A 12654-nucleotide genomic window follows, 5' to 3' on the forward strand; every position below is an offset into this window, starting at 1 on the left:
CTCAGCCCAGGCGCGTCTCGAGCTCCGCCACGATCTCGTTCACCCCGACCGCCACCTGCTCACCGGACTCCATGTCCTTGAGCTGCACCACGCCCTCGGCGAGATCCCGCTCACCGGCGACGATCGTGTACCGCGCCCCCGACCGGTTCGCGTTCTTCATCGCCCCCTTGAGCCCCTTGGACCCGTAGGAGAAGTCGGCGGCGATACCGAGCTTGCGCAGCTCGGTCATCTTGGCGAAGAGCACCCGCCGGGCCTCCTCACCGAGCGGAACGGCGAACACGCTCGTGGCCGCGGGGAGTTCGAGCGAGACACCCTCCGCCTCCAGCGCGAGCACCGTGCGGTCGACACCGAGCGCCCAGCCCACCGAAGGCAGCGCGGGCCCGCCGATCATCTCGGACAGCCCGTCGTAGCGCCCGCCGCCGCCCACCGCGGACTGGGAGCCCAGACCGTCGTGGACGAACTCGAAGGTGGTCCGCGTGTAGTAGTCCAGGCCGCGCACCAGCTTGGGGTCGTCCTCGAAGGCAACCCCCGCCTCCGTGATCAGCTCGCGCACCTCCTCGTGGTACGCCTTGCACGCGTCGCAGAGGTAGTCACGGAGCAACGGCGCGCCCACCAGCTGCTTCTGCACGTCGTCGCGCTTGTCGTCGAGGACCCGGAGGGGGTTGATCTCGGAGCGGCGCAGCGTGTCCTCGTCCAGGTCGAGGCCGCGCAGGAAGTCCTGCAGGGCGGCCCGGTACACCGGACGGCACTCCTGGTCGCCCAGCGAGTTCAGCAGGATGCGGAAGTCCCGCAGCCCCAGCGACCGGTACGCCTGGTCCGCCAGGATGATCAGCTCGGCGTCGAGCGCCGGGTCCTCCGCACCGATCGCCTCGGCGCCGACCTGCGAGAAGTGGCGGTAACGGCCCTTCTGGGGACGCTCGTAGCGGTAGTAGGAGCCCGAGTACCAGAGCTTGACGGGGAGGTTGCCGGCCTTGTGCAGGTTGGCCTCCAGCGCGGCGCGCAGTACGGAGGCCGTGCCCTCGGGGCGCAGGGCGAGCTGGTCGCCGCCCTTGGTCTCGAAGGCGTACATCTCCTTGGTCACGATGTCGGTGGACTCACCGACCCCGCGCGCGAAGAGCTCGACGTTCTCGAAGCCGGGCGTCTCGATGTAGCCGTAGCCGGAGTTGCGCAGCGGCGCGGCGATCGCCTCGCGCACGGCGAGGTACTTGGCGCTCTCCGGCGGGATCAGGTCGTACGTGCCCTTGGGGGCCTTGAAGGTGCTCACGAAGGTCTCTCGTCACATTCCTCGTCGGGGAGCGGGTTCGGCGCCGCGCGCTTGGCGGTCCGCCGCCACCTGCCGCAGATACGGGTTGGTGGCGCGCTCCTGGCCGATGGTCGTCTGGGGGCCGTGGCCGGACAGCACCACGGTCGAGTCGTCGAGCGGCAGGCACACACGGGCCAGCGAGCCGAGCATCTCGTCCATGTCACCGCCGGGCAGGTCGGTGCGTCCGATGGAGCCGGCGAAGAGCAGATCGCCCGAGAAGAAGACCGACGGAATGTCTGATCCGTCGCGGGCTTCGGGCATCTGGAAGGTCACCGACCCCCTCGTATGGCCGGGCGCGTGCGCGACGGACAGCTCCAGACCGGCCAGCTCCAGCCGCGTGCCGTCGGTGAGCGTCCGCACGTCGTCCGGCTCACCCACGGTCAGCTCGCCCATCAGCGGCATGCCGATGGACCGGCCGAGCGCCCGCTCCGGGTCGCTCATCATGTACCGGTCGTCGGGGTGGATCCAGGCCGGTACGTCGTGGGCACCGCAGACGGGCACGACCGAGGCCACGTGGTCGATGTGGCCGTGGGTGAGGACGACGGCGACGGGCTTGAGCCGATGCTTCTTGAGTGCGTCCTCGACTCCCTGGGCGGCCTGATGGCCCGGGTCGATGATCACGCACTCCTCACCGGCGGCGGGGGCGACCAGGTAACAGTTGGTGCCCCAGGCCCCGGCGGGGAACCCGGCAATGAGCACGATCGTCCTTCGTGGTGGCGTACGCGTGATGCCGTACGGGGTGGGTGGCTGTGGATCAGAGCCTACCGGCGCTGCCGATTCCTCAGCTAACCCATATACGGTACGGGGCACACGCAGGCGGTCGGCTCACAAGACGCACGCGTCCCACTTGACGTACGAGACGCATGAGGAGATAACCCGGTGGTCACCCAGGAACAGCGGCGGCGTCAGCTCGCCCGGGAGAAGTTCTTGCGGCAGCAGCAGCGGCGTACGGCCGCGCGGCGCAAGTCACACATGCGCAACACGGTGGTCGCGTCGGTCCTCGGCGTGATCGTCGTCGGCGGTGTGGTGTCGTACGCGACCGGGCTCTTCAAGAACGACGGCAAGAAGGCCAACGCGGGCGCGGAGGTCACGCCGAGCGCCTCCCCGACCAGCAAGGCGCCGGACCCGTGCGCCAAGCCCGCCGAAGGCGCGGTGAAGTCGCTGAGCTGGAAGACGGAGCCGGCGATGGCCATCGACACGTCGGCGGCCTACACGATGAAGCTGGCGACGACCTGCGGCGACATAGACGTCGCGCTGAAGACGGCCGCGGCCCCGCACACGGTGAACTCGTTCGACTTCCTCGCGGGCAAGGGGTTCTTCGACCACACCAAGTGCCACCGGCTCACCACGAACGGCATCTACGTGCTGCAGTGCGGTGACCCGAAGGCCACCGGCAGCGGCGGTCCGGGGTACACGATCCCGGACGAGAACCTGAAGGACACCAGCCTCAAGGGCGGCGTCTACCCGGCGGGCACGATCGCGATGGCCAACACGGGCCAGAAGCACACCGGTGGCAGCCAGTTCTTCCTCGTGTACCAGGACAGTCAGCTACCGGCCAGCTACACACCGTTCGGAACTATTTCCAAGTCCGGCCTCACGGTCCTCAAGAAGATCGCCGCGGCCGGAGAGAGCACAGGCCAGGGCGACGGGGCGCCCAACGCGACGGTCGTGATCAACAAACTGACCGTGACGAAATCCTGACCGTCAACTGCGAAATTTCGGTCGCGCTGGATGCGGACAGCCGCCGGGCTGGTCGCCTATGTTGGCCGTGACGAAACTGTGGACGATGCCCAGGGGCGCTGAAGCCCCTCGCAGGCATCATGTGGAGGAGGCGCTGTGAGCAGCGACCCGTGGGGCCGCGTCGACGAGACGGGGACCGTGTACGTGCGTACGGCCGACGGCGAGCAGGTCGTCGGTTCCTGGCAGGCCGGCTCCCCTGATGAGGCGCTGGCCTACTTCGAGCGCAAGTACGAAGGCCTGGTTGTCGAGATCGGCCTCCTCGAGCGACGAGTGAAAACCACCGACCTGTCGGCGAAGGACGCCCAGGTCGCGATCGACCATATCCGCGAACAGGTGGACGCCCACCACGCGGTCGGCGATCTGCAGGCGCTGAAGAAGCGGCTGGACAAGCTCGTCGAGACGGTCGACGCGCGCCGTGAGGAGCGCAAGGTCCAGCGTGCGAAGCAGTCCGACGAGGCGCGGCACGCCAAGGAGGCACTGGTCGTCGAGGCGGAGGAGCTGGCGCAGAGCGACCAGTGGCGGGCGGCCGGTGAGCGACTGCGCTCCCTGGTGGACACCTGGAAGGGGCTGCCGCGGCTCGACCGCAAGTCGGACGACGAGCTGTGGCACCGCTTCTCGCACGCGCGCTCGGCGTTCTCCAAGCGCCGCAAGGCGCACTTCGCCTCGCTGGACGCGCAGCGCGAGGACGCCCGCAAGACCAAGGAGAAGCTGGTCGCGGAGGCCGAGTCGCTGTCCGCCTCCACCGACTGGGGTCCGACGGCGGCGCGTTACCGCGAGCTGATGGCGGACTGGAAGGCCGCGGGCCGCGCGCAGCGTGAGCACGAGGACGACCTGTGGAACCGCTTCCGCGGCGCCCAGGACGTGTTCTTCGCGGCGCGCAGCTCGGTCTTCGCCGAGCGGGACGCCGAGCAGTCGGAGAACCTGAAGCTCAAGGAGGAGCTGGCCGAGGAGGCCGAGAAGCTCGTCCCGGTGCAGGACCTCAAGGCCGCCCGCGCCGCCTTCCGTTCCATCAACGAGCGCTGGGAGGCCATCGGCCACGTGCCCCGCGACGCCCGCCCGAAGGTCGAGGGCCGGATGCACGCGGTGGAGCGGGCTCTGCAGGAGTCCGAGGAGGCCGAGTGGCGCCGGACCAACCCGGAGGCACGCGCGCGTGCCGAGGGTCTGACCGGTCAGCTGCAGGCCGCCGTGGACAAGCTCCAGGGCCAGATCGAGACGGCGCGCGCCGCGGGCAACACCTCGAGGGCCGACAAGCTCCAGAAGGAGCTCGATGGCCGTCAGGCGCTGCTGGACCAGGCGTTGAAGGGTCTCCAGGAGTTCGGCGGCTGAGGCGGCCGAGGCGGCTGGGTTTTCCCGCCACTACGTAGAAGGGGCTCCCGTACGGTGCGTACGGGAGCCCCTCTACGTAGTGGGCCGTTGATGGGCCGGGGACGTCAGGATCCGTCGGAGGGCCTGCGCGCCGAGGTCACCCGGTACACGTCGTACACGCCCTCCACGCCCCTGACCGCCTTCAGGACGTGCCCCAGGTGCTTGGGGTCACCCATCTCGAAGGTGAAGCGAGAGGTGGCGACGCGGTCGCGGGAGGTCTGGACGGCCGCGGACAGGATGTTGACGTGCTGGTCGGACAGGACGCGGGTGACGTCCGACAGGAGCCGGGAGCGGTCCAGGGCCTCGACCTGGATGGCCACCAGGAAGACCGAGGACTGGGTGGGGGCCCACTCGACCTCGAGGATGCGCTCGGGCTCGCGGGAGAGCGAGTCGACGTTGACGCAGTCGCTGCGGTGCACCGATACGCCGCTGCCGCGGGTGACGAAGCCGATGATCGGGTCGCCGGGGACGGGCGTACAACAGCGGGCGAGCTTGACCCACACGTCCTCGACGCCCTTGACGACGACACCCGGGTCGGCGTTGGAGCGGCGCTTGCGGCCACGCCCGCGCGCGGGCGGAACGCTCTCGTCGATCTCCTCGGTGGCCGCCTCCTCGCCGCCGAGGGCCTGCACCAGCTTCTGCACGACGCTCTGCGCGGTGACATGGCCCTCTCCGATCGCCGCGTACAGCGAGGAGATGTCGGGGTAGCGCATCTCGTGCGCGAGGGTGACCAGGGAGTCGCCGGTGAGGATGCGCTGGATCGGCAGGTTCTGCTTGCGCATCGCCCGGGCGATGGCGTCCTTGCCCTGCTCGATGGCCTCGTCGCGGCGCTCCTTGGAGAACCAGGCGCGGATCTTGTTGCGGGCGCGCGGGGACTTCACGAAGCCCAGCCAGTCGCGGGAGGGGCCCGCACCGGCCGCCTTGGAGGTGAAGACCTCCACCAAGTCGCCGTTGTCCAGGGTGGATTCGAGCGGGACGAGGCGTCCGTTGACCCGTGCGCCTATCGTCCGGTGGCCGACCTCCGTGTGGACCGCGTACGCGAAGTCCACCGGTGTCGCGCCGGCCGGGAGCGCTATGACGTCACCCTTGGGCGTGAAGACGAAGACCTCGTTGCGGGACAGGTCGAAGCGCAGGGACTCCAGGAACTCGCTCGGGTCCTCGGTCTCCTTCTGCCAGTCGAGCAACTGGCGCAGCCACGCCATGTCGTTGACGGTGTCCTGCCCCGCGCTGCCCTTGGCCGCCCGGGGCACGTCGGTGCGGATCTTGGAGGAACCGGCGACGGTCTCCTGCTTGTACTTCCAGTGCGCGGCGATGCCGTACTCGGCACGGCGGTGCATGTCGAACGTGCGGATCTGGAGTTCGACCGGCTTGCCGTTGGGCCCGATGACCGTCGTGTGCAGCGACTGGTACATGTTGAACTTGGGCATCGCGATGTAGTCCTTGAACCGGCCGGGGACCGGGTTCCATCGCGCGTGCACGGTGCCGAGGGCCGCGTAGCAGTCGCGGACGGTGTCCACGAGGACGCGGATGCCCACCAGGTCGTAGATCTCCGCGAAGTCACGGCCTCGTACGATCATCTTCTGGTAGACGGAGTAGTAGTGCTTCGGGCGGCCGGTGACCGTCGCCTTGATGCGGGCGGCGCGCAGGTCCGCCTGGACCTCGTCGGTCACTATGGCGAGGTATTCGTCGCGCTTGGGGGCGCGCTCGGCGACCAGGCGCACGATCTCGTCGTACATCTTGGGGTAGAGGATCGCGAACGCGAGGTCCTCCAGCTCCCACTTGATGGTGTTCATGCCCAGGCGGTGGGCGAGCGGCGCGTAGATCTCCAGGGTCTCGCGCGCCTTCTTCTCCTGCTTCTCGCGCTTGAGGTAGCGCATGGTGCGCATGTTGTGCAGACGGTCGGCGAGCTTGATGACCAGGACGCGGGGGTCCTTGGCCATGGCGACGACCATCTTGCGGACCGTCTCGGCCTGCGCGGCCTCGCCGAACTTGACCTTGTCGAGCTTGGTGACGCCGTCGACGAGCAGGCCGACCTGGTCGCCGAAGTCGCGCCTGAGCGTGTCCAGGCCGTACTCGGTGTCCTCGACGGTGTCGTGCAGGAGACCGGCCATCAGCGTGGCCGGGTCCATGCCCAGCTCGGCGAGGATCGTCGTGACGGCGAGCGGGTGCGTGATGTACGGGTCGCCGCTCTTGCGCTTCTGACCGCGGTGCCAGCGCTCGGCGACCTGGTAGGCCTTCTCGATCTGCCGCAGCGTCGACGTCTCGATCTTCGGGTCGTTGCTGCGCACTATCCGCAGCAACGGCTCCAGGACCGGGTTGTACGGGTTCGAACGCTGCACGCCGAGCCGGGCCAGGCGGGCGCGGACGCGGTTGGAGGAGGAGCTGGGGCGGCCGGACGGAGCGGCGGCGGAACGGACCGCCGGAGTCTTCGCGGGGCGCTCGGAAGGGGCCGGCTTGGGGCGTGGCTGCTCGGCCGCCTTGCCGTCGGGCGCGGACTGGGCGTGCTCGACCGGCCCGCTCGTGGCGTTCTTGGCGGGCGTCGCCGCGGGGGCCGAGGCAGTCTCGGGCTTGGCGGCGGTGAGTGGCTGGGCCTCGTCTGGCAAGAGGGCTCCTCGTGCGCGTTCCGGGTCCCCCGGTCAGGCTCCGGAAACCCCATGGTAGCGATCCTGGGCACCGGGCTCGCTTTCGGCCGCTGGGACGGCCTCGTACAGAAGGAACGCGAGAGGCGGGCTCCGGATTCCTCCGGGCCCGCCTCCACGGTGTCCTACGGGTGTCTCAGGGCCTTCCCAGGCCTTTCCCGGGGCTTTCCCCGAGGTGTCGCGAACGCGGCCCTCAGACCTTGAGGAGCGCCTCCAGCGGAGCGCCCGCGAGAGCCGGCTCCAGACGGCCACGGCCGCCGAGGAACCCGAGCTCCATCAGCACGGCGACGCCCGCGACCTCGGCGCCCGCCCGGCGGATGAGCCGGAGCGAGGCCTCGGCGGTGCCGCCGGTGGCGAGGACGTCGTCGACGACCAGTATCCGGTCGGCCGCGGTCAGGTCCTCGGCGTGCACCTCGATCTCGGCCGAGCCGTACTCCAGGTCGTACGCCTGCGACAGGGTCGCTCCGGGGAGCTTGCCCGCCTTGCGTACGGGGATGAAGCCGATCCCGGCGCGGACGGCGACCGGGGCGCCGAGGATGAAGCCACGGGCCTCCAGACCGACGATCTTCGTGGCCTCGGCGCGCACGGCGATCTCCGCCAGGGCGTCGGTGAGCGCCGTGAAGGCCGCCGGGTCCGCCAGGAGCGGGGTGATGTCCTTGAACATCACACCCGGCTCCGGGTAGTCGGCCACGTCGCGGATACGGCTGAGCAGCAGCGTCGTGATGTCCGTGAGCTCGGTCATCGGCGCTTCCCCGAGGGTCGGCCGCGACCGCGGTTGCGGGACGCGGGCTGGTTGCGCGGGCCGACGACCATGGGCGCGTCGTCCTCCGGCTCGTCGTCCAGCATCACGTCGGAGACCTCGGTCTCCAGGGGCTCGCCCTTGGCGGCGGCCTGGGCCCGCTTGGCCAGGACGCGCTTCCTGAGGGCCTTCATCTGCGGCTCGCGCTCCTTGAGGTCGGCGACGAGCGGCGTGGCGATGAAGATCGAGGAGTACGCACCGGCCGCGAGGCCGACGAACAGCGACAGCGAGATGTCGTTGAGCATGCCCGCGCCGAGGACACCGCCACCGATGAACAGCAGGCCGGCGACCGGCAGCAGCGCGACCACCGTGGTGTTGATCGAACGGACCAGGGTGCCGTTGATCGAGCGGTCGGCGATCTCGCTGTACGTGTAGCGGGTCTGCTTGGTGATGTCCTTCGTCTGCTCCTTGAGGCTGTCGAAGACGACGACCGTGTCGTAGAGCGAGTAACCGAGGATGGTGAGCAGACCGATCACGGTGCCCGGGGTGACCTCGAAGCCGACCAGGGCGTAGATGCCGACCGTGATCGTGATGTCGTGGATCAGGGCCACCAGCGCGGCCACGGCCATGCGCCACTCGAACGCGATCGCCAGGTAGATCACGACGAGGACCATGAAGATCGCCAGGCCCTCCCAGGCCTTGTTGGCGATCTGGTCACCCCAGCTGGGGCCGACCAGGTCCGCGTTGATCGACTCCGTGTTGACGTTCAGGTCCTTGGCGAGCTCGTCCTTGATCTTGTCGGACTTGTCCGTGTCGATGCCGGCGACCTGGATGCGCAGTCCGCCGTTGCCGAGCTTCTGGACGACCGCGTCGTGGCCGGACGAGTTCTGCGCGAACGTCTCGGCCTGGGCCACCGAGACGCTGGTCTTCCCGGTGGTGAAGACGGCCCCGCCCTGGAACTCGATGCCCATGTTCAGGCCGCGCACCGTCAGGCCGAGGATGGCCGTGATGGTGATCAGGATCGAGATGCCGTACCAGATCTTGCGCTTGCCGACGAAGTCGTAGCCGATCTCGCCGCGGTGGAGCCGGGCGCCGAGGGTGCCGAGTTTCGACATCTCACGCCTCCTTCGGGTCGACGGGGGCGGAGGGACGGCGCGTACGACGCAGCGGTGGTTTGGCGCCCAGGGCCTTGGGGTCGAGGCCGGACCACTTGCTGCCGCTCGCGTAGAACTTCCGGCGGGCGAGGAGCGTCATCAGCGGCTTGGTGAAGAAGAACACGACGACCACGTCGAGCACCGTGGTCAGACCGAGCGTGAACGCGAAGCCCTGGACCTTGCCGACGGTGACGATGAAGAGCACCGCGGCGGCGAGGAACGACACGAAGTCGGAGACCAGGATGGTGCGCCGGGCGCGCGGCCAGGCACGCTCGACGGCCGGGCGCAGGGAGCGGCCCTCGCGGATCTCGTCCCGGATGCGTTCGAAGAACACGATGAACGAGTCCGCTGTGATTCCGATCGCGACGATCGCACCACAGACCGCGGGGAGGTTCAGCGCGAAGCCGATGGTGGGACCGAGCAGCGCCATGATCACGTACGTGAGGGCACCCGAGACCAGCAGCGAGGGAATGGCGATGATCGACAGGCCCCGGTAGTAGACCACCAGGTAGATGACGACCAGGCCGAGGCCGATGGCGCCCGCGATCAGACCGGCGTGCAGCTGCTCGCCGCCGAGCGCGGCGGTCACCGTGGTGACGCTCGACTCCTTGAAGTCGAGCGGCAGCGAGCCGTACTTCAGCATGTTCGCCAGGCCCTGCGCCTCGGTCTGGTCGAAGCTGCCGGAGATCTCCGCACTGCCGCCGGTCAGCGCCTGCTGGACGAACGGGTCGGAGACGACATCACCGTCGAGGACGATCGCGAACTGGTTCTGCGGGGACTGGTTCTTCGCGAGCTTGCCGGTGATGTCGGCGAACTTCTTGGAGCCACCGGAGGTGAACTCCATGGTGACCTTCCAGCCCGCCGCGCTCTGGGTGTCGAAGACGGCCGAGGCGCTCTTGATGTCCGTGCCCCTGACCTCGGCGGGGCCGAGGACGTACTTCTGCCACTGGCCCGAGGAGTTCTTGCCGCACGCCACGGTGGGGTCGCTGGCCTTGGCGCCTTCGCCTGCCTTGGCGCGCTGCGCCTTGTCCGTGCAGTCGAGCGCGGTGTACTGGGCCTGGAGCTTGGTGGCCGCGGCACTGGCGCTCGCGTTCGCCGACGGCGAGGCGCTGGAGGAGGCCGAGGGGCTGGCCGAGGAGCTCGCGGAGCTGCTCGCGGACGGCGTGGAGCCCGCCTTCAGGGCGTCGGTGACCGCACGGCCCTGGGAGGTGGCGGAGGACGTCGGGCTCGCGGAGCTCGACGAGGTCGCCTTCTCGGTGGCCTTGTCCGTGGCCTTCGAGGAGGAGCTGCTCGAGGCGCTGGGCGACGGGCTGGCCGACGCGGCCGAACCGGAGACCTCGGTGGCCAGGACCGGACGGAAGTAGAGCTTCGCGGTGGTGCCGACCTGGTCCCGGGCTTCCTTGGAGTTCGTGCCCTTGGGGATGTTGACAATGATGTTGTCGGATCCCTGGGTCTGCACCTCGGCCTCAGAGACGCCGAGACCGTTGACACGGCGGTTCATGATGTCGACCGCGGTGTTCATGTTGGTCTGGTTGATCGCGTTCGGCTGGCCCGGCTCGTTCTTCGCCGTGAGCGTGATGCTCGTGCCGCCGGCGAGGTCGATGCCGAGACGCGGGGTGGGATGCCCGGAGAGGAACATCCCCCCCGTGAGCGCCGCGATGGCGATCAGGATGAAGGCCAGCGAGCGCCCCGGCCTGCTCTGGGCGCTCGCGCTCCGGCCCTTCTTCGGTGCTGCCACCTTCTCGTACTCCCTCTCGGGCCGCCGTGCGCGGGGTCAGCGCGGGGGCGGCCATGACATGGTGTCGGGATTCCGTGCGAAAACGCAGGTCCCGGAGGTGCGGAGCGCAAGCGGATCGCGCCGCGTCCCCGGGGCGTGACTACTTCGCGTCGGACTCGCCGTCGGTCTTCTTCGGCTCTGCTTCGTCGGCCTCGTCGGCCTTCGCCTCGGCGGGCTTGTCGGACGGCTCGGCGGCCACGTCCTTCTTGCCGAGGTCGAGGGGCTTGTCGTCGGAGGCGTCGGAAGAGGCGTCGGCGGCGGGCTCGTCGGTCTCGGTGAGGGAGGAGGCGTCGTCGGGGACGACCGACCCGTCCGCGTCCAGGTCGTGCTCGGCGCCGTGGACGATGCGGTTGTACTCCTCGTCGGAGAGCACGGCGCCGATCGCGTTCTTCGCAAACAGCAGGTCGACGCCCGGGCCGGCGTCAAGGAGGACCGAGTCCTCGTTGACCTCCTTGACAGTGGCGTACATGCCACCGATCGTGCGCACGCCGGAGCCGGGCTGCATCTCATTGCGCATGGAAGCGGCCTGCTGCTGCTTCTTCTTGGCCGACCGGGTCATCAGGAACATGGCCCCGATGAGCACGATGAACGGGAGGAGGGTCACGAGACTCACGGGTCGGAACTTCCTTCTTCGACCGCGATGGTGAGCGGCCTGCTGGATGGGGGTATGTATGCCGTCGACAAGGGCGGCATCGGCGGAGTCTAAGCGAGTCCGCACTCAGGGAACAACGCTCAGCATGGCACCGGGGTTCCTGACCCCGCGAGTGCGCGCGCCGTCACGCCCCGAACAGGTCCCCTTGTCCGTTTCCCCCCATGGACTGGCGCGGCGGCGTCAGACCGAGATGAGCCCATGCGGCCGGGGTCGCCACCCGGCCGCGCGGCGTACGGGCGAGCAGTCCCTCCCGTACGAGGAAGGGCTCGGCCACCTCCTCGACGGTCTCGCGCTCCTCCCCCACCGCGACCGCGAGCGTGGACAGACCGACCGGGCCGCCGCCGAACAGCTTGAGCAGTGCCTCCAGAACACCGCGGTCGAGCCGGTCGAGGCCACGGGCGTCGACCTCGTAGACCTTGAGCGCGGCCGCGGCGATCTCGCGGGTGATGATCCCGTCCGCCTTGACCTGCGCGTAGTCCCGGACGCGGCGCAGCAGACGGTTGGCGATACGGGGCGTGCCGCGGGAGCGCCCCGCGATCTCGGCGGCGCCTTCCGAGCCGATCTCCACGTCGAGGAGATGCGCGGAACGGTGGATGACGCGCTGGAGCTCCGCGGGCTCGTAGAACTCCATGTGCGCGGTGAAGCCGAAGCGGTCGCGCAGCGGGGGCGGCAGCAGACCGGCGCGCGTGGTGGCGCCGACCAGCGTGAACGGCGGCAGCTCCAGTGGGATCGCGGTGGCGCCGGGGCCCTTGCCGACGATCACGTCGACGCGGAAGTCCTCCATCGCCATGTAGAGCATCTCCTCGGCGGGCCGGGACATGCGGTGGATCTCGTCGAGGAACAGCACCTCGCCCTCCTGGAGCGAGGAGAGGATCGCCGCCAGATCACCGGCGTGCTGGATGGCGGGGCCGCTGGTGATGCGGATGGGGGCGCCCATCTCGGCGGCGATGATCATCGAGAGGGTGGTCTTGCCGAGGCCGGGGGCGCCGGAGAGCAGCACGTGGTCGGCGGTGGCGCCGCGCGCGCGGGCGGCGCGCAGGACGAGGTCGAGCTGCTCGCGGACCTTCTCCTGGCCGATGAACTCGTCCAGGTCCTTGGGGCGCAGGGCCGCCTCGACGGCCTGGTCCTCACGGTCGGCGGACGCGCCGACGAGCCGCTCGGCGTCGCTCTCGTCGGTCGTGTCGTCCCAGTTCACTGAAGTTCTCCTAGCCGTGGCATGCCGGCTGTGTCATCCGGCCGGGGGTCCGGGGACGCTCCCCGGGAAGACACAGCGTGCATGTGTGCC

Annotated in this window: 10 protein-coding genes; 2 read left to right on the top strand and 8 right to left on the bottom strand. The window is 69.5% G+C overall.

Translation table 11 applies throughout. The features are described 5' to 3' along the window. Position 1: 1 nt before the first annotated feature. Complete coding sequence (gene hisS / locus FNV62_RS12625; protein ID WP_097283907.1) at positions 2-1264, bottom strand: histidine--tRNA ligase; 1263 nt, start codon at positions 1262-1264, stop codon at positions 2-4. A gap of 12 nt (positions 1265-1276) precedes the next feature. Further along, positions 1277-2002 (bottom strand): MBL fold metallo-hydrolase, encoded by a 726-nt coding sequence (locus FNV62_RS12630; RefSeq protein ID WP_144315228.1) that lies wholly within the window; start codon positions 2000-2002, stop codon positions 1277-1279. Positions 2003-2182: 180 nt separating this feature from the next. On the opposite strand from FNV62_RS12630, the gene FNV62_RS12635 reads away from it, so the two are divergent. Both FNV62_RS12635 and FNV62_RS12640 read left to right on the top strand, forming a co-directional pair. Further along, positions 2183-3004: a peptidylprolyl isomerase gene (locus FNV62_RS12635; protein ID WP_097283908.1), complete on the top strand. Its 822-nt coding sequence runs from the start codon at positions 2183-2185 to the stop codon at positions 3002-3004. 135 nt (positions 3005-3139) lie between these two features. Continuing rightward, a complete protein-coding gene (locus FNV62_RS12640; protein ID WP_054233953.1) occupies positions 3140-4369 on the top strand; it encodes a DUF349 domain-containing protein in 1230 nt (409 codons plus the stop codon). 104 nt (positions 4370-4473) lie between these two features. Here the strand turns inward: FNV62_RS12640 and FNV62_RS12645 are convergent, their stop codons facing one another. The 6 genes from FNV62_RS12645 to ruvB all read right to left on the bottom strand — a co-directional run bounded on the left by FNV62_RS12645 (position 4474) and on the right by ruvB (position 12564). Then, on the bottom strand, positions 4474-7011 hold the full coding sequence (locus FNV62_RS12645) for a RelA/SpoT family protein (protein WP_060902376.1): 2538 nt from the start codon (positions 7009-7011) through the stop codon (positions 4474-4476). Between the two features lie 229 nt (positions 7012-7240). After that, positions 7241-7789: an adenine phosphoribosyltransferase gene (locus FNV62_RS12655; protein WP_097283909.1), complete on the bottom strand. Its 549-nt coding sequence runs from the start codon at positions 7787-7789 to the stop codon at positions 7241-7243. Next, positions 7786-8901, bottom strand: coding sequence for a protein translocase subunit SecF (gene secF / locus FNV62_RS12660; protein ID WP_097283910.1), 1116 nt, complete (start codon positions 8899-8901; stop codon positions 7786-7788). Before secF ends, FNV62_RS12655 begins: the two co-directional genes overlap by 4 nt. Before the next feature lies 1 nt (position 8902). After that, complete coding sequence (gene secD / locus FNV62_RS12665) at positions 8903-10678, bottom strand: protein translocase subunit SecD (protein WP_143607611.1); 1776 nt, start codon at positions 10676-10678, stop codon at positions 8903-8905. A 139-nt stretch (positions 10679-10817) separates the two neighbouring features. Next, positions 10818-11330 carry a preprotein translocase subunit YajC gene (gene yajC / locus FNV62_RS12670; RefSeq protein WP_054233948.1) on the bottom strand — a complete coding sequence of 171 codons (513 nt, stop codon included), beginning with the start codon at positions 11328-11330 and terminating at the stop codon, positions 10818-10820. A gap of 163 nt (positions 11331-11493) precedes the next feature. Continuing rightward, positions 11494-12564, bottom strand: coding sequence for a Holliday junction branch migration DNA helicase RuvB (gene ruvB / locus FNV62_RS12675; protein WP_054233947.1), 1071 nt, complete (start codon positions 12562-12564; stop codon positions 11494-11496). Between the last annotated feature and the right edge of the window lie 90 nt (positions 12565-12654).

Origin of the sequence: Streptomyces sp. RLB3-17, from assembly GCF_007113425.2 — a bacterium.
GTDB lineage: Bacteria > Actinomycetota > Actinomycetes > Streptomycetales > Streptomycetaceae > Streptomyces > Streptomyces mirabilis_D.

Coding starts and splice junctions, on each gene's coding strand:
- FNV62_RS12655 (WP_097283909.1), bottom strand. CDS start 7,789: ATGACCGAGCTCACGGACATCACGACGCTGCTGCTCAGCCGTATCCGC.
- secF (WP_097283910.1), bottom strand. CDS start 8,901: ATGTCGAAACTCGGCACCCTCGGCGCCCGGCTCCACCGCGGCGAGATC.